The organism is Paenibacillus sp. FSL P4-0081 (assembly GCF_000758565.1).
Classification (GTDB): Bacteria; Bacillota; Bacilli; order Paenibacillales; family Paenibacillaceae; genus Paenibacillus_AQ; species Paenibacillus_AQ phytohabitans.
In genome coordinates this window covers 3,059,792-3,083,548 of sequence record NZ_CP009280.1, presented here as the reverse complement: position 1 = coordinate 3,083,548, position 23,757 = coordinate 3,059,792, and the positions used below count along the sequence as shown (strand labels likewise).

The 23,757-nt window shown below is 58.9% G+C and carries 2 protein-coding genes (1 of these 2 running past the window's edge); both read right to left on the bottom strand.

What is annotated here, in order from left to right:
• Window positions 1–5,416, bottom strand: the beginning of a protein-coding gene (locus tag P40081_RS36350; protein WP_052421797.1) for an SDR family NAD(P)-dependent oxidoreductase. Its footprint begins 7,931 nt before the window's first position; the window shows 5,416 of its 13,347 coding nt (coding positions 1–5,416); its start codon is at window positions 5,414–5,416; its stop codon lies beyond the left edge, outside the window.
• Window positions 5,413–23,757 (bottom strand): SDR family NAD(P)-dependent oxidoreductase, encoded by an 18,345-nt coding sequence (locus tag P40081_RS38425; RefSeq protein WP_042135872.1) that lies wholly within the window; start codon window positions 23,755–23,757, stop codon window positions 5,413–5,415. The genes P40081_RS36350 and P40081_RS38425 overlap by 4 nt, the downstream gene beginning before the upstream one ends.

Sequence of the window (23,757 nt, the reverse complement as noted above, 5' to 3'; positions counted from 1 at the left end):
TCTCCGTAATGCAATCCCGTCCCTGCTGCAAATTGCGCCAGTATTCCGCCACGTCCGGCGCTCCCGGGTAACGTCCCGCTATGCCGATAACGGCAATATCGATTGGACCGCCCTGCCCGTGCTGCCTTAATGACGGGGAAGGGCTGCCTGCCGCCGCCAACGCCGGTGAAACCTGGGAACGGGGCTGCCTCCCTGTAGAAGGCCGGATAAGCCCGGTCACCGGAGGTGCTGTCTTGGCAGCAGCTCTGTTATCATCCGCAGGTGGTCTGCCGGAGCCCAGAAGCTCCTTCAGTTTGGCTTGATGCGCCCCGAGGAAATAGTCCGTTAAGGCGGCAAGGTTCTGGTATTCAAAAAACAACGTTTTGGACAAGGGGCCGAACACTTTCTCCAGTTCTCCGGTCAGATCCATCACCATAATTGAATCGATCCCGTACTTCTCCAGCGGGACATGCTCGTCGATCCGGTGGGACGGCAGCTTGATCGCAGACGAGAGCAGCTTTTTAAAATATTGGACCGCCTGCTCCCGGAATGCGGCCGGCAAGTCGGCAGGCGCGGAAGAAACCCCTTCCGCATGCACTTCAGGAGCCTCCAGTGGTTCAGCTTCCCTTGGAGTAGGCATACGTTCCGCTAAATGCTCTGCCAGCTGGCGAATGGTCGGATATTCAAGCAGTTCGACTGGCGTTACCTTGAACCCGACGGCCTCGCCTATGCTCACTGCGGCAGTTTGCATCTGATGCGCATCGAAGCCGAATTCGTCCCAATCGGTATCGATATGAATCTCGCTGCCGGGGACGGTGAGCAACCCGGATACGGCACGGACTGCGGCAGCGAGAATCTTCTGCTTCGTATCGCCATCCGTATTCCGCTTCACAGGAGCTGGTGCCGGGGACGGGATAGCCCCAACCTTTGAGCTAGCCGCCAGCTTGTGCAAGGCGCTCCGCAATTGTGCCGGCTTGCCTTGGACGACCATGACCTGGCTTCGCTCTGAAGCGAAGGCGCGATAAAAGGCGGAGAAGCCGCTGTCCGTCTGAAGCGGCACGAAGCCGAACGTATCCTGGAGCCTCTTCACCGTGCTTTCGCTCACGCTCATCCCGCCGTCCTTCCAAAGCGGCCAATTGATAGACAGCGTGCGGCCTTGGCGCTGCCCGGCTGCCGCCAGCTCGCTGCGGTATGCAGCGAATGCATCCATATAGGCATTGGCTGCCGCATAATCGGCTTGACCGGCATTCCCCATGCTGCCCGCAGTGGACGAAAACAGCACAAAAAAGTCTAGCTCGAGATGGCGGGTCGCCTCATCCAGATAGGCTAAACCGGTTACTTTAGGAGCCAGTACGTCCGCAAGCTCCTGTATGCCCTTATTCACGATCAAGCTGTCACGCACGATTCCCGCGCTGTGGATAATACCATGCAATTTGCCAAAGCGTTCCCCGATATCCCGTATAAGGCCGAACATGGCCTGCCTGTCGTTCATGTCGGCCTGCCGGTATTCTGCCCGGACGCCTGTGGCGCGAAGCTGCCGGAGCTGCTCCTCCTTATCCGCATCGAGCGGAGACCGTCCGGTCAGAACAAGCGTTGCCTGCTTGGCCTGCCGGCCTGCCTCTCTGGCGAATAGCCGGCCGAGGCCGCCTGTGCCGCCTGTAATTAAGTACACTCCATTCTCTCTCCACGGCTCAGCCGCAAGCCCGCCGGATGCTTCAAGCTCATCCCACCGTAATACATAGCGGATGCCGTTCTGATAGCGGATTCTCGTGTCCTGCGGGCTTCCGCCGTCGTTCTGCAGCTGAATGGCGAAGTCCGGAGCACTGCTTCCGGCTCCGGCTTCCGCTTCGATCAGCTGAACGGCAAGCTTCGGATGCTCCAGGGCGGCCGTCTGCAGCATTCCTGCCAATCCAGACAGCAGCCGCTCTTCGCCCTTGCCGGAGATGATGAGCTGCACCAGAGCCGAGCCGATGGAAGAATCGTTCGCAACGGCTTGCAGCTCGTTCAGTGCCAGCGCTGCGTACCGGCTGAAACGCAGACAGGTTTCTTCCTCCGCAGCAACCAGATTGCAAATGCGCCAGCGGCGGCTAAGCGGCCTGCCGTTCCAGCAAGCATCCAGGCTGTCTGCCAGCTCTTGCTGCCCGCACAGCATGACGAGATGAAGATCGAACGGTGCCGTTCTGCTGCCCTGATCGGATTGGCCCGCTGTTTGCTCTTCCCAGACGGGCTCAAGCAGCAGCGTTTCCGTTGAATCTTCTTCCGCCGGGTGATCCAAAGCACGAACGGAGAAACCTCTGATCTTCACGCATACGGCTCCTTGTTCATCGCATAGGTCGGCATCAAGCTTCCGAACGCCGCCGTACACCTCTCCTTCACCTGAGCGGATGTATACCCACATCGACGAAAGGCATGGACTGATCACCTCCACGTTCTCCACGGCAAAGGGGAGAAGCGGGCGAAGGGGCGCCCGACTTTCTTCCCCGATCAGCAGCCCGAGCGACGCCTGTAAAGCGGAATCCAGCATGCCCGGATGCAGAACGAAGGCATCGCCCGTTCCCCATACCATTTCGGGAAGCTTCAGCCTGGCGAGCACCTGTCCCTTGCCGATATACATTTCTTCCAATCCCCGGTGGGCCGGGCCATACCGGATTCCCATCGCTTCGAACCGATCATAGCTTTCGGAGGCAGTTATCCGCGCTGTACCACATTGCGAGCGGATCGCATGCAAATCGATCACGCTCCGCGCTTCGGATGAAGCCTCCAACATCAGGCGGCCTTGGCTGTGTACGGCCGCGATGTCCCCGGATTCAACTGAGGAGCCGGTGATCTCGAAGGATACGCTGCCGTCCTCTTCCGGATACAGCGTGATATGAACGTGAACAGGCTCTTCCCCTGCGGCGAGAGGACGGGACCACGAGACATGCTGAAGCCGGATTCCTGCTGTTCCGGCCCGAAGCGATTGCTGTGCGGCAGCGTCTGCCGACTTCTCCAATGCGGCCCGGGCCATTTCGAGATAGGCCGATCCCGGCAGGAGCCGCTGGCCGCTGACGACATGATCCCTGAAGAAAAACTCGTCCCCCGTGAACACGGAGGTGAATTTCTGCCCGGCAAGATCGGACGTATTGTGCTGCAGCAAAGGATGACCCGGCGCTGCCGGACCAAGCCTATCCGCCAAGCTTGTGCTCAATACGGGCTTGATGTCAGGAATAGCAAACCTTTCCCGGGCAAAAGGATGTGTCGGCAATCCCGCCAGCCGCTTGGCGTCCGTTTGGCGGTACTGGAGGACAGCCTGTCCCACATCGGTTCCGCCAACCCACAGCTCCGCCAATTTTTTGTATTTCCCGCCCGTCAGCAATTGCTGCAGGAATTGTCTGCCTTCCGCCGTGTCGGCGAGATCGGTGCCTTCCTTCTTGCCGGCCGCTCCGGCATAACGGCCCAGTGCCGGTGCCGGAGCAAGCCGCTGCTCCCCGGCCAGTTCCTCCAATTGCTGCGTAAGCTGGGCTACGCTGCCGGTTACGGCCGCAAGCCGGTATTCCATCGGGGTTCTGGCGGCTTGATACGTATACAGGAAGCTCCCGGTGTCCACGTCAGGGTGTGAACGTAAATACGCATGCACAGACCGGGCGTACTCCCGCAAGCTTGCCTCACTGGCCGCAGAGAGCATGAACAAGCCTTGTTCCACGGCAGCCGGCCTGTCATACGCCAACGGCACGGCTGCTTCATGCGCCTCAACGACGAGATGCGCGTTCGTGCCGCTGAAGCCGAACGAGCTTACCGCAGCGAGCCGCGACGATTTCGCGTTTAGCGGCCATTCCTGCAGACAGGTGTTCACGTAGAAAGGGCTGCCTGCGAAATCGATATGCTCATTCTCTTTGCGGAAGTGGATCGAAGGCGGCATCTGCATATGCTTGAAGCTAAGCAGCACTTTTATTAAGCTAAGCACGCCTGCGGCGGCGGTCGTATGCCCGATATTGCCTTTCAGCGAGCCGATGGCACAATACTGTTTGTTCGATGTAAATTTGCCGAACGCATGGCTCAGCGCGTGAATTTCAACCGGGTCGCCCAGCTTCGTGGCCGTTCCGTGCGCTTCCGTATATTGAATATCCTCCACGTTGATTCCATACCGCTCATACACCGATTGCTGCAGCTTGCTCTGGGAGAGGAAGCTCGGCGCCGTAATGCCTGAAGTTTGACCGTCCTGATTGGTGCCGCTCCCGCGAATAATTCCATAGATCGAATCGTTGTCGCGCAGAGCGTCCTCAAGCCTTTTTAGAATGACGATGCCTGCGCCGTCACCGACGACGATACCGTCCGCATCGTTATCGAACGGGCGGCACATTCCCGTAGGAGACAGCATGCCGGCATTGTTCATGAACAGAAAGGCACCGGGATGGGTATAGATCGTTATTCCGCCGGCAATGGCCAGATCGATAGCGCCATTCCGCAGCTTCTCACAAGCAAGGTCGATGGCGACCAGGGAAGAAGAGCATGCCGTGTTGACCGCAAGCGCCGGACCTTTGAGATCCAGGCAATACGCAATGCGGGCCGCCATAATACTCGTGTCGGTGCCCAGCATAGTATGGTGGGAGTAATCCTGCGCGGAGGGATACCCCATCGAGCCTATGAACGTGCCGACCTGTCCGCCCTGGCGGGCATATCCGGCATCTTCCAGCGCCCGGTAGCATTCCTGCAGAACGATGCGCTGCGCCGCATCCATCGCTTCCGCTTCTTTGGGCGATATATTGAAGAACAGCGGATCGAAGTGCTCGATACCGTCCATAGCGCCATACCGGAGGGGCACAGGCGAGGAGGAATGCGCTTGGATGTAAGCGATCCACTCCGGATTGTCCATCATCCGGGTGCAGTCCTTTCCTTGCGAAACGATCTCCCAGAACTCGTCTTGATTAGCAGCCCCGGCGGTCCGGCACGACAGCCCGATGACGGCGATCCGGCCGGAGACGGACCCTGCAGGGTCCGCCTCCGGCGGCCGGGATACACTCCCCTGTTGCTGCGATTGCTGCACCTTCTCCTCCCGGGAAGGTGCACCGGCAGGCATTCCGGCCGGTCCGGGAACCGGAACGAAGTCCACCGCGGGACCCGTTATTTTTGCCGCGTATTCTGATGGCACCTTCGTTACCGGCCCGGCGGACGGCAGAGCACCGCTTGCGTGCAGCTGCCCGGCGACATAAACGGCCAACGCTTCGAAATGATGGCATTCGACGAGAATGCTGGTCGGAAGTGACAAATCGAAGCGGACGTTGATTGCTTCCAGCAATTCGACCAAATTAACGGACGAGATGCCAAGCTCCTTCAGCGATTCCGCCTCCAGCAATTCTTCCCGGTCCAAACCAAGGACCTGCCCGAATACGAGCACCAAGCTTTCTCTAACCACATCCAGCCTTTCTTCAAGTGAATCCGGCCTATTCCCAGAAATCATAAGATTGCTCCCTTCAACGGTCTCTCCTGCTGCGTTATAGACGTCGGCGGATAGCTCTTCTGCCCGAGATGCTTCATTTCGTTCAGCGCTTCCGCGTACGGGGTTTTGTGCGCGATTCTGATTTCGTTGAACGATTTCAGCTCCGCTTCGGTCATCGCCGTCTCCTTGCAGAGCTTGAACAGGCAGTAGCTGGTCCAGCCCCGCTCGAGCGAGATGGCGTTATTGGCGTAGCTGCGCAGCGAATCACGCGCGACCGGAACTAATCCTTCCGTGTTCCGCTCGCAATCCGGATCGTACAAATAATTGGCGACCCGGGACGAAACGTCGATAATCTCCTCGATAGCCAGGCCGCAGTGCGCCAGCACGCCGGCCCATTCCGCCGCAGTCGCAATCGCAATGCCAATGTCCGCATCAACGATCGGCCCGCGCAGATTCGCGATGAAATCCATCAGCAGCACTTGGCCGTCTTCCGCCAAGGAAGCGGCAATATTCGCGAACAAGGCGGTTTTGTCCGGGATGTGGCAGCACACCTCAATCCCGATGACGAGATCGTAGCAGTCAGGGAAGCGGTCAACCGCGCTGTCCCGGTGATAAATTGCTGCACGGGAGCTTAGATTCAGCCCTTCAATCCGTTTGTTGCCCAGCTCCGCCTGTCCCTTCGAAATGGTATACCCGTGCGCCTGGATATCTGGATACAGCGAAGCGATTTGAATGACATCGGTACCATGGCCGCAGCCGATATCCAGTACGGAGCGGACACGGCGGAAATCCGCTTTATAGAACAATACCTGCCGCAGTTCGATCTGTTTATCCTTGACAAGGGCTGCTTCATCCGGATACCGCTCCGGATTCAGCAGCACCCTGCTCATCGAGAAGCCGGGAATCCGCGATTCGAACGGGCAAAACGTTAAATATTCCTCCTGAAATTCCGCCGAGCGGTCGACGGTGTTGAACGAGTACAGCTCCGCCGCCTTATTGCCGCCGTCCGGCCCCGAAGGAGGCAGGCTTACAGCCGTATGCTGAACGGATACGTTACGGTTCTCTTGCGGCCAACATTTTCTTCTTCTGAAAGGATACCCCGGAGCTGAAACGATTCTGGCGCTTCCGGCTTCGTACAGTTCTGCCCACGGAACCTGCATCCCCCCGGCCCAAAGCGAGGCGAGCTGTAGAAGGTCGTGCTCCCTCACCGCCTTACCGGCTGTCCCGGCAGTGGCGGATGCAGGCGTCTGATGTCCGTGAGTTCCCGAACTTCCGCCATAGATGGCAAGCCCGCCGGGAAGCGTTGCGGCCGTTCCTTCGATATAAGCGCTTAAGCCCTGCACCAACGCTTCTTTCGATGGTGTCACAATCGCAAGACGACATTTCATCGCCTCTCTGCCCACGCTCAGCGTATAAGCCAGGTCGCGCAAAGCGATGTCAGCCGAACGGCCGCTGTCCATATAATCTGCTAATTGCCGGGCCGCCGCCTGCAGGCGTTCATCGTTCTGCGCAGACAAAATAACGGCATAAGCCGCCGGTGAAGGGCACTCCCCCTGCGGCTCCGCTAATGAAGGAATATATTCTTCAATCACGGCATGCGCGTTCGTCCCGCTAATTCCGGTCGTGGATACCGCTCCAAGTCTGGCCTGGCCTGGCCGGGATGTCCATTCCCGCACTTCCTGTGCAATATAAAACGGGCTTTCCTTAAATGAAATCAGCTCGCTCAGCGATTCAAAGCCGGACACCGGCACAATCGTCTTCCGGTGTATTGCCGTCACCATGGCGATTAGACTGACAACCCCCGAAGCGGCGAAGGTATGGCCGATCAGCGGCTTGACGGAACCGACAGCGCAGTGGCCTTTTACATCGCTAAGCTTCCGGAATGCAGACGAAAGAGCCTCCATTTCGATCGAGTCTCCGATCTTCGCGCCAACGCTGTGTGCCATCAAAAAACCGATTTGTTCGGGACGTATGCCGCTGCGTTCATAAATCTGCTTAATCAGCTGCTCCTGGCTTAACGGGTTCGGAGCGGAAATGCCATTCGTCCGGCCGTCATAATTGACACCGCTTGCTTTGATCGTGCCGTAGATGCGGTCGTTATCCGCGATTGCCTTCGACAACGGCTTGAGCACGACAACTGCCGCCGCCTCGCCCGGAACGAGTCCGTTGGCCCTGCCGTCAAATACGCTGCATGTACCGTCCGGCGACAGCATGTTCGCTTTGCCGAGTCCGGCATACATACGGGGCGATACGGTTAGGCTGACGCCTCCCGCCACCGCCATGTCGCAGTCCCCGCTCCGCAGCGCCAGGCAGGCTTGATGCACTGCTACCAGGCCGGAGGAGCAAGAAGCCGTCAACGTGAAATTCGGCCCTTTCAAATCCAGCTTGTATGCGATCCGTGCCGACAAGGTTGCATTCTGATTGGAGCTGATCTGCCCTTCCCCTCCGGTGACATCAGCATATTGGCTCTCTTCCGCTCCCACATATACACCGCAGAGCTTCCCTCTGATCCGTTCGCCCATGTAGCCCGCATCTTCCAGAGCATGCCAGGCTTCTTCGAGGAACAGCCGCTGCTGAGGGTCCATCAGCTCCGCCTCTTTGGGTGAGATCTCGAAGAACAAAGGATCGAACCGGTCAATATCCGGGATGAACCCTCCCCATCGGGACACGCTGGTTCCCGGCTCCTTGCGGGGATCGCCGCTATATTTCCTCCAATCCCATCGTTCGGACGGTATTTCCGAAATGGCGCTTGTTTCCGTCACAAGATTGCTCCAGAAGGTGTCAATGTCGGATGCGCCGGGGAACCTCCCGCTCATGCCGATGATTGCAACCGGCTCCGGAATACCGGCAGTTGAAGCGCCCTTCGGCACCTGCGCCGCCGGCTGCGGCGAACCGGACGATTCGGATACCAGGGCAGATTTCTGTTCACCGGAAACCTCACCGGACACCTTGTTGACAACAGGTTCCAGACTTGCCTGCACATCCGCTTCTTCAGCGCGCAGGTAATAGGACCGGACAGCATTCTCATGGCCCGTAAGCAAATATTCTTTTAGCTTCTCAATCGTCGGATAGGCGTAAAATAACGAAGGCCCGAAGTCGATTTCATACTGCTTGGCCAGCAGCCTGGCGAACTGCGTGAGCGAGATGGAATCGAAGCCATAGTCTACGAGATTCTCCCCGGAATCCAGCTTGTTCAGCGGAATGCTGAGCAGGCTGCCGATATGATTCTTCAGATCACGCTCCATGTACTCCTCCAGTCGGAGAGGACCCTGCGCATACTCCGCTGAGCTCCCTGAGCGGACGAAAGATGCAGGCACGAAGTCCGCTGAAGAGGTACCGGTGCCCAGAAAGCGCCCGATTCTTCTGCTGTCCCCGGCAAGTACCAGATAGCGGCCGCCGGCCCTAGAGATGAGATCACTGAATACAGCAAGCCCTTCTTCCGCTTCAAGATACCGCTGTCCGCTCGCTTTCAGATACATGCCGCTCTGCTCTTCCTCCGAGAAGCCCATGCCCCCGTCTCTCCATAGAGGCCAGCCAACGGCAGCCGTATGGCCGCGCCGCAGCCCCTGCTTCCGCAGGGCGTTCCGGTAATCCGCATAAGCCATCTGGAACCGGTTGGCGGCGGCATAGTCACAGGAACCGAAGTCACCCAGTACGGCAGAGGTTGAAGAGAACAGACAGAAGAAGTCAAGCGGCTCCTCCAGCAGCAGCTCGTCCAGGATAGCCGTTCCCTCCGTCTTCGGAAGAAGCACCTGCCGGAATTCCTCCGCACTCTTCTCCATAACGCTGCGGTTCACCTGGATACCCGCAGCGTGAATAACTCCGTTAATCGGGCCGAACCGTGCTTTGGCCCGGGCGATTCCCTCCTGCATACGCGGAAGATTGCATAGGTCTGCCTGCACGTATTCGACACTGCTGCCCAGTGCCTCCAGTGTCCCGAGCTTCTTCTTAATTGTGTCATCCACAGCCGAACGTCCGGTTAGAATAAGCTGAACCCCGTGCGTCCTGGCGGCGTGCTCGGCGAACAGATAACCAAGTCCCCCGCAGCCGCCTGTAATTAAATAGGTGCCCCCCTTCTTCCATACCGGCTGAACACAGACATGATCTGTTGCCCTGCGTACTGTGCAGACGTTACGCTTACCTTCAACATACAGCACATTCCGTACGCTGGAAGAGCGCAGCTCTGCGCCTATTTGCTCCAGCCAATCCTTCATGCCCGCGTCCTGCCCGTGTAATCCGGCCTCCGCCAGCCATACCCCCATAGACGTATCGGGAAGCACATTCCCAAGCGAGCGCTGTATCCCGATCCACGATTCGGCATAGCAGCGCTCAAGCCCGTTCGCAAAGGCAGCCGCAGCTATTAATTTCCGGACCTCGAACTTCGTAGAGGCAAGTGCCTGAATGGTATGAACAAGTGCAGACGGATCTTGAATATGCTGCGGATTTTCGAGCGGCCACATGTAGAGCAGCGCATCAGCGTTACCATACTTGACGGCTATGTCACGGAAAGCATCAGCCAAGGAGGCGCTATCGTCTCCCCGGGCCCTGTACGTATCCTCAAGCCGCTCGCCGCCGTCTGGTTGTTCGCTCACGAAGACGATGCGTGCAGTAGGTGAGCTAAGCCTCACCGCATTGGATAGAATCTGCTGACTCCGGCGGTCCGACAGGAAGCACACAACCGTTTCAAGCTGAACTTGCCCGGCAGCAGGCATTTCTGCCCCGGTCTCTTCCTCCCAGATTTCCTCAAAGATCATGGGTTCGTCTTGCTCCTGCGGCGCCGGGTGACGATTCGGCCTTTCGGCCTGACTGTTCTTCGGGAGTACCAGCTGCGCACCGGCTGTGTCCATGGCAGGTGCCGCAGGGAAGGGACTTCCCTCCATCCAATACCGTTCTCTGGCAAAAGGATAGGTCGGCAGCGATATGCGCCGCGGCTTAGCCGGCAGACCATCATACAGCCCGCTCCAATCCAGACGAAAGCCCTTGACCCATAGGTCGAGGAGCTTGGCGAATTTGCCGTGCCGAATCCATTTGTCCACGGTTTCCTGCATATCCTCATCCGCCGTCAGCGCCGCCAGCACTTCCTGGTTCGCTTTCACATGACCGTGGTGCAGCTCTGGCTGATAGCCGTCCCCGCGCAGATATTCGTGAAGCCGCAGGTGCAGGTCGGCCATTGATAACGCTGTGAACGCTAACCGTTCCTCCATCTCCTCGCGTCCGACCTGCAGCGTATAGGCGATGTCCGCAAGATCGGCATCAGAATAGCCATTCGTTTCGGCCGCCGCTAGCAGACGCTGGACTCTCCCCTTCAGGCGGTCCCCGTTTCTCGCTGACAGCACAATCAGGAACGGACGGCCTGGTGCAGCCGCTGCGGGTCTTTCGCTCCGAACCTCCGGAACAAATTCTTCAACGATCAGATGGGCATTCGCTCCGCCTGCTCCGAAGGAGGAAATGCCCGCACGGCGCGGAAATTCCCTGCGGATGCCGCCGAGCTCCACAGTCGGCCTTTGCCATTCCCCAAGCTCCTGCTGAACGAAGAACGGAGTCTCGCCGAATGTAATATCCGGATTGGTCTCCTGCGCATGCAGAGTAGGCGCAATCTTGCGGTGCTTCAGTTGAAGCAGCACCTTAGCCAGCCCTGCCATGCCCGAAGCGCTTTCCGTATGGCCGATGTTGGACTTCACAGAGCCTATAGCGCAAAACTGCTTGTCGGACGTTTCCCGTTCGTACGCTTTGGTAAGACCGGAAATTTCGATCGGATCGCCGAGCGCCGTCCCCGTGCCATGCGCCTCCACATACGTAACGGTTCGGGCCGGAACGCCTGAGCGCCGCAGCGCTTCTGAGACCGCCCCGCGCTGAGCATCCGGGCTGGGAACCGTGTAGCCGTTCGTCCGCCCGCCTGCGTTCAAGGCGCTTCCCTTCAGAACGCCATAGATATGATCGCCGTCTGCAAGGGCGGCCTCCAGCGGTTTAAGCACGACTGTGCACACGGTCTCGCCATCGACGAAGCCGTCCGCTCCCGCACCGAACGCCCTGCAGGTATCGCCAGGGGAGAGCATGGTTGCAGCCGACAGCTTCAGATAATGGACCGGGTCCGCGATCAGGTTAACACCGCCGACGACGGCGCATTCGCTCATCCCGCTGTAGAGGCTCTCCAGCGCCAGATGCACAGCCGTCAAGGAAGACGAACAGGCTGTATCGACCGCCATGCTTGGCCCCTGAAAGTTCAGCAGGTATGAGACCCGGTTGGCAATCGACCAGTAGCTGGCCCCTGTCGGATAGCTGCCATTCATCACCCCGGCGAATACTCCGACCTTCCGGCTGGTGCTAAGATTCGCAGGCGTATAGCCCGCATCCTCTACGGAAGCGTAAGCAGATTCAAGAAACAGCCGCTCCTGAGGATCCATCTGGGCGGCTTCCTTCGGCGATATGCGGAAAAACATCGGATCAAAAGCGTCGATATCCTCAAGAAAGCCTCCCCACCGGGTATACATCGATCCGCTCTTGCCTTTCTCTTCGTTATAATAACTTCGCCAATCCCACCGCTGCGGCGGAATCTCAGAGATACAGCTTCTTCCCTGCTTCACGTTCTCCCAGAATTCGTTCACCCCGCCGGCCATCGGGAACCGGCCGGATAAACCGATAACCGCGACGTCCTGCACGTACGATGGCTTGGATTCCGAATTTGATACCGGCCTCGGTATCGATTCCGGCTCCGTTGCCGTCCTGGAAACAAACCGGCGCTTGGTCATCAAGGATGCCGTAGGTGGACGAAGCGGCGCGGAATGCACAGAAGGCGCGGAACCGGCTCCCGGACCGGCCGCAGAAGCTTCCGGTAATCCGGCTGCCACCGCAATGCCGTTCTCCATGCCGACCAGCTTCCGCAATCCGTCCTCCTGTGTCAGAATGAAATGCTCGACCAGCGAATCAATCGTCCTGTGCTCGAAAAACAAGGTTGAGCTGACCGAAGGTAACACTCCGCGCAGCGAATCCGTCAGCTGGACGACCAGAATCGAGTCGATGCCGTAGCTTTCGAACGGTTCTGAGGCGTCGATCCGGTGATCCGGCAGTCTAAGCACGTCCCCGATCAGCCGTTTGAAATAGCTGCGGCTTCGCGCGCGCAGCTCCTCCTCAGGCACACGGGTATCCGCAGCCTCCGCAGCAGCCGCAGGTTGGTTCCTTTGGAAGCTAACGGCTTCAACTTTTGCTGCCGCATGAATCGCCTTTACTTCCTTATGAACCTTTGGACTGCCGTCCGGCTGGGCCTGGAGACGTTGCCTTGCGATCCCGTCACTGTGCGCCGCAATAATCTGCTGCCCCTTGTCATGGGCGGCACCGGCCGGGAAGATGATCCGCCCGAACCCTTCCCCGGCGAGAACAGCCTGCCACGTATCTGGAGCAAGCCCCGGACAACCCGGCGCGCGCAGCGCAGCATCTTCATACGCCCACCAGCCTTCCAGCAGACCGAAGGTGATATGGGTGAACAAATCGCTGCGCGTGATTTCGTTCAGCAGCAGAATGCCCCCGCTCCGCAGCAGCGCCTTCGCATTGCGCAGCGCCGTGCGGATATCTCTGGTCGCATGCAGAGCATTCGCCGCGATGACGACATCGTAGACGCCGGCCGCATACCCCTGCTCCTGAATGCCGTTCTCGGCATTAAAGATGCCATAAGCCAGATAAGGATAACGCGGGCCGTATTCCTTCTCTGCATGCTGAAGAAACGCCCGTGAGAGATCCGTATAGGCGTACTCCTGGATCCGGTCCCGGTAAGGCTCCAGCTTGCGCAGCACCCCGCTGCTCGTTCCGCCGGTCCCTGCGCCGATCTCCAGAATGCGGATCTTTGCGGACGGATTGTGCCTGATACGCTGCTCCACATAGGCGACAGCCGTGCCGGCCAATACGCCGTTGAAGTAATCGGCATGGGGATTGTTCTTATATATTCCTTCGACCAGATGCATGGAGGAATTCGGGAACATGACATCTGTGGCCGGCCGCTGCCCGGTTAGAATATCAGGCAGCGCGCGCAGCATCGTCTCCGCCAGGATAACCTGTGCTTCTAACCCTTCGGTGTCCAGCCATTCCTGCCTGCGGCCGCTCCACTCCTGCCAGAGTGCAGCCGTCTCCTCCTCAGGCAATTCATTCAGCGGATCGGACACTCCAGCGTGCTCCGCAAGCAGTTGTACACTTGCCTCCAGCCACTTACCGAACATCGCCTGCCGCTCCAGCCTGCCGTTAGCAAGGGGGGCAGCGGTTGTACGAAGCTGCTTGAGCAGTAGCCGCACTATCAGCTGTTCCAGCTCACGGGCCGCCGGGCTGCTCAGCGCTTTGGCCTGCCGGGTCTGCCCTTCCTGGATATCTTCCGCCATGTGATGGAATATGCCGGCGCCCGGTGAAGCATCCGCTTGTGCGGAATAGACTGAGGCTGCCTGCCGGACATCGATCATTTCCATAGTCCCGGGGTTCGCCGTCCGGACCAGTGCCATCTGATTCACCGGACCGGCCAGCAGCGACTCCAGCGCAGCCATTGCCTCCGGCGGCTCGATGGAGCCGATTCCCCTGTTAGCCATGCGCTCGCTGTATTCCCGGGATGCGACAGCTCCGACGCTTCCCCAATATCCCCAGTTCATCACCTTGACGGCACACGGCCACACTCCTGCCAAATAGCTGGCATATGCATCCTTAAAAGCGCAGCCTGCGCTATAATTGCTTTGTCCTGCGGATCTTGCAAACGCATTGACGGAGGAGAAGAACAGCACGAAATCGAGCGGCTCGTCCCGGAATACTTGGCCTATCCTCACAGATACATCTACCTTGGCGGCAAGGGCCGCCTGGAAACGTTCTTCGTCCATGTTCGCAAGTAACTGATCCCGCAGCACAAGCGCCGCATGCACAATGCCGTTAATGCGGGAATAGCGCTGCTTGATCTCAAGATAAGCGCGCTGAAAAGACTGCAGGTCGGCCGCATCTGCCGTAATATATCCGGGCGCCGGACCCAGAGCCGCAAGCCGGTCGATGCCGGCTTGAATGCCGGAATCCTTCTCCCGCCTTCCAATCCATATCACATTGGCCTGGTAGGTCCGGATCATATATTCGCTCCACGCTTGGCCGATGCCGCCTGCGCCTCCAATTACCACATACACGCCGCCCTCCTGGAAGAGCGTCGGTTCGGAAGCGGCTTCCTGAATCGGGACGAGCTTCTGCTTGTGCCATTCGCCCGTACGGTAGACCCAGGAATTTCCTTGCGGTTCCGCCGGAAGCCTGAACATGTCTTCAACAGGGAACTCCCGGCCCGCTTCCAGATCGACAGCGCGTATCTGCCAGCCCGGATATTCTTTGGCCATTGACCCTGCCAGTCCGTGAACCCCGGCATGTGCCGTCTTCAGCGGGTCACAGGAATGGATAGGCTGCGACTGCACCGTCACCAGCGTCCATTCCAGCGGCTGGCCGCCGTATTTTAATTGAAGAAACGCTTTGATCAGGCGGAATACTTGCAGCACCCCGCGCTCCTGCTCCCCAATCCATGCTTCATCGGCAGGAGATTCGATCGTATTGTGCGGCGCAATCCACACCACATGGCGGACCGGACCCTGCGCCTGAAGCCGCTGCGCAATCATATCCGCCGTTTCTCCCCCCATAAGCTCCATCAGGGAAGCACCGGCAAAGTGCTGCATCACCCGGTCGCGTATCACCCCGGGCGTTCCGATCAGTAATAATCCTTCTCCATCCCGTGTATTGTCCTGCTTCATTGCAGGTTTAACGGCATCCCAGACCGGCAGCAGGCTTAATGTCTGCATCTGCGGCTTCGACGCGCTTGCTGCCGCTCCTTCTTCCTGCTGGCGCAGCGCTTCCGGGCCGGTTTTACGAACCGTGAACCCTTTTAACCGGGCACAGACCTTCCCGCTCCGGTCGCATAAATCAATATCGAATTTGTCGGTGCTACCGTCTGCCGGGCTTCCATCGCTGTAACGGACATGGGCAACCATCCGGGAAGCGCAGGCTCCCGTCACCTCCAGCTCCTCCAAAGCAAAAGGCAGATAGAGCCCCTGGGCGTCCGCTGCCTTTCCTGCGTCAGCCTCAGCGAGGCGCAGTCCTGCCGACGCTTGAAGCGCCGAGTCGAGCAAGCTCGGATGCAGCATATAGGTATCCTCAGTCCCCGCCAGGAAGTCAGGCAGCGTAAGCTCTGCCAGCACTTGTCCTGGGCCGGTGTGCAGCCTCTTGATCCCCCGGTGGCCGGGCCCGTACCCGATCCCCCTCAAGCGGAAGCTTTCATACACGGTACCGGCATCGAACTGCTGCCCGCTGCAGGCCGCATAAAGGGCGTCCAGGTCTAGCAGCGGGGCATCTTCTACCGCATACAGCTCTGCCCGGCCGCTGCTGTAGACCGGCGCACTGCCGTCTTCCCCGTTCCCGTATATGTCGAACATAATTTCATCCCGCTCACCGGGATGGAGTCCGATATGCACTTGAACGGGCTGTGTTCCCGCGATAAGCGGGCGGGGCCACGTTACGCCGGACAGCCGGATGGCTGACGGCTCATCCGTCAAGCCTGCAGCCGCGTCTTCTACGGCAGCACGTGCCATCTCCAGGAATGCGGCGGCAGGCAGCATGTATTGCCCGTTCACCACATGATCCTCCAGATAAAATTCCGCCCCCGTAAACAAAGAAGTATACCGTTGCTCTGCCAGATCAGATGTATTTACATGCAGCAGAGGATGAAGATAAGCCTGCCCGGCACTGCCGCCGGATACATCGGCATGTTCTTGTCCGCCGGCAACCCAATACCGTTCTCTGGCGAAAGGATAGGAAGGCAGCCGCAAGCGCCGCGGCAAGAAGCCTGAACCGGTGTAAAGCCGGGACCAATCCACTGCCCCGCCCCTCACCCAGAGCCCGAGGAGCTTGTTCCATTTGCCTTTTGCCATCCAATGGTCCACTGCAGCAGCCATATCTTCATCTTGGGCGAGCAATGCCATCATTTCTTTATTGCGTCTGATCCCGTCCCGGTATATGTCCAGGGAGGCTGCCGCAGGATTCTCTGCGTAAGCCGTCAGCTTCTGCACCGCATCCGCCATCGTCACCGCCGCAAGCGCCAGCCGTTCCTCCATGGCTTCGCGGCCGACTTGAAGTGTATACGCCAAATGCGGCAAATCCGTATCCGACAGTCCTTTACAGCGTATCGCCTCAACAAGCCGCTTCGCCTGCTCCCGGAGTCTCTCCTCATCTCTTGCGGATAACAGAATAAGAGCAGGATGCACCGGTGTACCCGCAGACTCCACGTACATTGCCTCCGTCCCGGCCGGAACGTATTCCTGAATAATGATGTGGGCATTCGAGCCGCCCGCGCCGAACGATGACAGGCCCGCTGTCCGCCGGTGCTCCTTCGCCGTTCCGTCCAGGTTAAGCAGTGGTCTTGGCCATTCTGCCAGCTCCCGTTGAACGGTAAAAGGTGTATTCGTAAAATCGATGTTAGGATTCAGCACTTCCGAGTGGAGCGACGGCACGAGCTGTTTATGCTGCAGCTGCAGCAGCACCTTGGTGAGTCCGGCAATGCCGGCCGCGCTTTCGGAATGGCCGATATTCGACTTGACCGACCCGATCGCACAAAATTGTTTATCCTGCGTATAGGTCCCGAAGCATTTGGCTAACCCCGCGATTTCAATCGGATCGCCCAGCGAAGTGCCCGTTCCATGCGCTTCGATATACGTGAGTTCCCGGGCATCGAGTCCCGCTTCCCTAAGCGCTTTGCCGATGACCTCCGCTTGGGCGTTCGGATTCGGGACGGTGTAGCCGTTCACCTTGCCGCCGTGATTAACGGCCGTTCCTTTAATCACGCCGTAGATCGGGTCGCCGTCGGCAATTGCCTGATCGAGCGGCTTAAGCAGCACGGCGCCGACTCCCTCGCCGGGCACATAGCCGTCTCCCCCGATACCGAAGCTTTCGCATCGGCCTTTGCTCGACACGAACTGGTTTTGCTCAAGCAATATATATTTGTTCTGATGAACCGATACGTTGACGCCGCCGGCTACGGCCATCTTGCACTCGCCCAGCCGCAAGCTTTGGCATGCCAGGTGAATCGCCGTCAGAGAGGACGAGCACATGGTCGCAACCGCCATACTCGGTCCTTGAAAATTGCAATAATACGACACCCGGTTGGCGATGGATGCCGAATTACCCGAAAGTGCCACCGCTTTTCCCTGTATCTGCTCGCGAACACCATACAGCTGATATTCCTCGTACATGACCCCGACGTATACGCCTACACTGCCCGTATGATACGGGGCGGAGGCTCCGCCTGTCAGGCGCACATAGCCCGCATCCTCCATCGCTTCATAGACGCGCTCCAGAAAGAGCCGCTCCTGCGGATCCATCGTCTCCGCTTCGCGCGGAGAGATGTTGAAGAATAGCGGATCAAATTCGTCGACACCATCGATAAAACCGCCCCAACGTTCAGCGTTCCGGCCTTCGCTCCCTTTGCGGTGGCGGTTGTTATCCCAGCGCGCAGCCGGAATTCCGGTAATACAATCCCTGCCGTCCTTCAGTACCTGCCAGAACTCCTCCAAGTCCCATGCTCCCGGGTAACGTCCCGACAAGCCGATAATGGCGATATCCTTTGCGGCAGCCGGCAGACCCGCCGCTTCTGCAGCGGTATCCTCGCTATTACCGCGGTGCAGTCTGCCGGATGGCCGGGAGCGGGGCGTGAGCCTCTTCAACGTGCCGTCTTTCGCAGTCTCAGCCGGAACCTTGGCGGCTGCTGTCTCCTTCAGCCCGGCCGGTTCGCCTGACAATGCGGATATCCTGCCCGGGTAAGCTTTGGTCAGATATGCCGCCAATTCCTGCAAATTCCGGTATTCGAAGAACAGCGTCTTCGGCAGCGTCCCGAATCCTTTCTCCATTTCAGCAGTCAGCTGCATCGCTACGATCGAATCCATGCCGTACTCCTCCAAGGAGGTGACGTCATCAATCCGGCTGACCGGCAGCTTGGTCACTTCGGCCAACAACCTGGTGAGGTACCGTACTGCAAAGCCGTAAAGCACATCTATTTCGGCCAAAGTCCCGTCAGCACCGGCGCCGGTCTGTTGTTCCCATGTGGCGGACTGCTGCTTATCGATGTCCAGCATACGGGCAGCGTCTCCCTCAAGTACCAGTACATGATCCTTCTGTGCAGCCCATGCCCGGTACATTGCCCGGATACCGGAGGCCGTCCGCAGAGGAATCAGGCCTTTGCTTCCAAGCAGTGCTGTCTCCGCTTGTGCCTCCAGCCTCATTCCGCCTTCCGCCCACAGCGGCCAGCCAACCGACAGCATCCGGCCGTTCCGCTTGCCGGACTGGTAGAGCGTATTGCGGAACCCGGCATATGCATCCATGAAAGCGTTGGCCGCCGCATAATCCGCTTGACCGGAATTGCCTAGACTCCCGGCTGCCGATGAGAAGGCGATAACAAAGTCGAGCGGAAAGCCGGTGCTGGCCTCATCCAGATGAACAAGCCCGTCCACCTTCGGTGCCAGCACCTCCTGCAGCTCCGCAGCCGTTTTGTGCATGAGCATACGGTCACGAACCAGGCCCGCGCTATGTACGATGCCGTTCAGCGTGCCATATTCAGAGCGGATGCTGTTCATTAGACTGCAAACTTCCGTAAAGTCGCTGACATCTGTCTTCACGTAACGGACGCGGGTACCGCTTCTGCGCAACTCGTCAAGCTCCGCCTCCATTGCCTTGTCCAGCTCGGAGCGTCCAGCCAGTATAATTGACGGATCGTTAACAGAACGTGCAATTTCCCTGGAAATAATCAGGCCAAGCCCGCCCGCTCCGCCGGTGATTAGATAGACGCCCCCATCTTTCCAAGGCAGCGAATGAGGGGCATCTCCGCCGGAAATGTCAACTGCCTGGCGAATGGCAACATGCCGCTTCCCATGCTCGTAACGGATATGTTCGTACTCCAAATCTATGCTGTCCTGCTTCAATTTGTACGCGAGGGAACCTGCATTGTCCCCAGGTTCCAGCTCAATCAGCTGCACGGCCAGACCCGTGTTCTCCAGCTGCATCGTTTTCAGCATCCCGAAAAGTCCGGCATACAGCCGGAGCTCGCCCTGGTTCGGGACCGCGAGTTGAATAAGCAGCCTCTCCGCCGGAGAGCTTGGGCCTATGCGCTGAAGATGCTCGAGCAGAGCGGCCGCAGCCCTGCGGTAACGGGCGGCCGTCCCCTCCCCTTCATGAGGGAATTGGACGCATTCTGCACCACCCAGATTGGCACGAAGCGCGGCTAAATCGAACGCCTCCTGTCCGCTAAGGACAACGAGATGCTTAACGTCCAGGCCGGATAAACTATGCGTGAAAGCAGCCGGTCGTTCTACCCATTCTTTATGCAGCAGTAATGTGGAAGCCGGTGCTGACTTCGTACCCGTAAGCGTTTCAAGCTCCAACGGACGAACGGATAAGCCTTTTAGCTGAATGAGCACACTGCCCTGATCATCGCAGAGGTCCAAATCATATTTGAGCAGCGGAGAGCCAGTCCCGCTTCCCGGGCTATAGCGGGTCCAGACCCACATCCGTTCCGTGCAGGCACCGTGAATAACCAGCTCTTCCAGCGCGAATGGAAGCAAAGGCTTGCCTGCCGCGCCTGCCGCCGGAGCAAGTCCGATGCAGGCTTGCAGCGCCGCATCCATAGAGCTCGGATGCAGGACATAGGCCTCTGAAGCGGCCGCTTCCGCCGGCAGCGTCAGCCGCGCAAGCGCCTGGCCCTCGCCTAGCTGAAGCCTGTCCACCCCGCGGTGGGCTGCGCCGTATTCGATTCCCATCGACCGGAACAGCCCGTATAGTGCTGGCGCATCCAGACTATCCTCCGCACATTCCGAGCGAACCCGGTCCAGATCCATCCGGGCGGCTTCTACGGTGCCGGAAGCAATTACCGCAGTTCCCTGGCAGTACACAACCGGCTCCTCTCCCGGCGCATGACTAAAGATATCGAATGTAATTTCATTGTCCGTCTCAGGAAAAAGCGCGATATCGACAGCCGTTCCTTCGCCTGCGATGAAGGGGTTAGACCAGACAATATGCTTCAACCGGATACGGAGCGGCCCTTCCGGCATTTCGCCGGCAGACATCGCCACAGCGGCCCGGACCATTTCCAGGTATGCTGTGGCGGGAAGCATACGCTGTCCGTTCACAATATGATCTGCCAGAAAAAACTCGCTGCCGGTAAAGACCGTCCGGAAGCGCTGCTCCCGGAAGTCCGAGACATTCTCGTGGAGCAGCGGATGCAGCAAGGACGAAGCGGACAGCCTGGCACCCGCTGGATGGCCGGTTACCGGTACCCAATACCGTTCTTTGGCAAAAGGGTACGATGGCAGGCTCAGGCGAAGAGGTACGGATTCACCGTACATCCTCTTCCAGTCGACTTCCCGTCCGTGGACCCATGCGGCGGCAGCGGAAGCCAAGCTTTCAGCAGCCGCCTCCGGAACGAGCCGGTCCTCAGCCGCGTCAAATCCCGACCGGCCAAGCCATACTGAGCCGGTGCTCTCTTCTCCCGCTGCCAGCAGGCGCAGCCCGGCGACAAGCTCCGGTAAATCCCTCACCAGGAAGGCAGCGCGTTCTTCCATCGCCTCACGGCCGACTTGAAGCGTGTAGGCCAGCGCATGCAGATCAACGGTGCGGTAATCCGAATCCGGCTGTAAATGGCCGGCCAGCTTGCCGGCATATGCGTGAAGACGTTCCTTGTTTTTGGCGGAGAGCAGTACAAGTGCGGGACACTGGCCGTTCTCACCAAGTGGCGGATTGACCGGGACCGTGCCTGCCGCGTGAGCCGCAGGGTCGTATTCTTCAAGCAGGAGATGGGCGTTGGAGCCGGTGGCTCCAAACGAGCTGATGCCCGCCCGCAGCGGCACGCTTATCTCCTTGCCCTTATCCGTCACAACTGGCCGCTCCCATGCCGCGAGCTTCCGCTGTACATAGAAAGGAGACCGTTCAAAATCGATATATGGATTAAGCTCCTCCGCATGCAGCGAAGGCACCAGCATCCGGTGGCAAAGCTGCAAAATGACTTTCTGAAGCCCGCAAATGCCGGCAGCCGACTCTGCATGGCCGATATTCGATTTTACGGAGCCGACCGAACAGAACTGGGTATCGTCCGTATGGGAGCGGAATGCTCTAACGAGTCCCTCCATCTCTATCGGGTCGCCCAGCGGCGTCCCGGTCCCGTGAGCCTCGATATACGAAACCGACCGCGCGCCAATACCGGCCTTCTGGAGACATTCACCGATCAAATCGGCATGGGCCACAGGGTTAGGCACAGTAATGCCGCTCGCCGAGCCGCCGTGATTGATCATGCTTCCTTTCAGAACAGCATAAATATGATCACCGTCCGCAATCGCCTTGCTGAGCGGCTTGAGCAGAACGGCGCCGACTCCTTCTCCCGACACGTAGCCGTCTCCGCCGCTGCCGAACGTGCGGCAGCGCCCGTCGCTGGCCTGCATGTCCATCATGCCGTAAGTGGCATATTTGGCCGGATGGAGCGACAGATTGACGCCGCCTGCCAATGCGGCTTCGCAGTCTCCGCTCCGAATGCTCTCCATGGCCAGATGTACCGCAGTCAGCGAGGAGGAGCATACCGTATCGACGGCCATGCTGGGTCCATGAAAATTGCAAACATACGACACGCGGTTCGCTATGGGGGCATAGTTCAGCGATAGCGGAAACGGGTGCCCCTGCGCCGCCGCTTCCGCCCCGAGCAGCGCGTAATCCTTATGCATCACACCGACAAATACCCCGACGCGGCGGCGCTGATGCGGCCCTGCCGGTACTGCCAATGAATCCGGCGTATAGCCCGCGTCCTCGATGGTCTCCCAGCAGGTTTCCAGAAACAGCCGCTCCTGAGGGTCGAGCGTCTCCGCCTCTCTCGGCGTAATTCTAAAAAATTGCGGATCGAAGCAATCCGGATCGTCGATGAATCCGCCCCAGCGGGACATCGGCTTCCCCGAGGCGGAACGAAGGCCCGCCAGCCGCTCTGACTTCCAGCGGGAAGACGGAACCTCGCGGATACAATCTTTGCCGGCCGTCAGATTCGCCCAGAATTGTTCCAGGTTCGCAGCGGACGGATATCGCCCGGCCATGCCGATGACCGCGATGTCATCACCGCGAGCAGACGCGTGCGCTGCCGGTTCAGCCGCACTGGAATTCACAGGCCATACGCCGCCGTCTGCAGCCGGCAGATTCGTGCTCAGCTCCGGCTCCTCCGGACGAAGCTGCTCCGGATAGGCAGCTCCCAAATACTGCGCTAAGCGTTCAACCGTCGGGTACTCGAATAGAAGCGTCGGGGAGATGGCCGTCCCGAGACGGTTCTCCACAGCCTTGGCCAGTGTAAGCATGGAGGCCGAATCAATCCCCATTTCAAAATAGCCCGCCCGCACATCAATCTGTTTCTCGTCCCGGTCCATCCGCTCCGCAATCAGGCTGACGAGAAAACGGCGTGCGGCGGCAGCCGCGCTCTGAGCCGCTTCCGTTACGTCCGGCAAAGCTTCTTGCGGCTGCCGGGGAAGGAGCTGACCAGGGCCCTCTGCCTCCCCGCCGCGGACCAGCTTGTTCGTAATATTCTTCAGCTCGCCGATTTGCCGGCCATCCCGGTTAAAAAACGCCAGCGTAAACGACAATAGTCCATCCCGTTGAATTACCGATGAATGCTTGACTAAGGCCATACAGTTCGCTTGAATCAGCTCCGCAGCACAAAATGATTCGATGTAGACAGGCAGAAACAGCCTCCGGTCCTCCGCCAATTGCGTGAAGTGTGCCCCGGCCCCGACGCAGCTTCCGTCGAGCAGTGCCGGGTGGAACATGAAGCTATCTGCTTCCCCGAGGCTATCCTGCGGGAGATCCAGGTCCAGCAAGAGCGAATCGGCCTCGTCAAACAGCCTTCCTTCCGCCTTCATGAATCCGGAATGTACAAGTCCGAGAGCCCGGCACTGCTCATAGAGCAGCGCCATATCTGTCCTGCTGCCGGCCGAAGAACGGATACGGTCCGCATCGACCGAATGCTCGAACCGCACCGGCGGGCAGCGGTGCATCTCGGCGGTCATGAAAGGCCCGGCGGACTCTTCCTCCGTCCCGGTAATTTCGCCTTCCACCCGGATTTGCCATTGTCCCTTCTGCGCTTCCACACAATGAAGCTGCAGCCGGATCTCCTCGTTCTCCCGGATGGTTACGGGGCGGAAGAGGGTAACCTGGCGCAGCTCCAGCTCTGCGCAATCATATCCCTGCTCCCTGAACCATTGGTAACAGATATCAATGTAAGCCAATCCCGGCAGGATGCCGCTGCCCATCACCTGATGATGGGCCAAGATCGGATGATCGCTTTGAAACCGGAATTCTGTTGTTGTCAT

What these genes read in the sequence shown, in the direction of transcription:
- P40081_RS38425 (WP_042135872.1), bottom strand. Translation starts at nt 23,757, where the DNA reads ATGACAACAACAGAATTCCGGTTTCAAAGCGATCATCCGATCTTGGCC.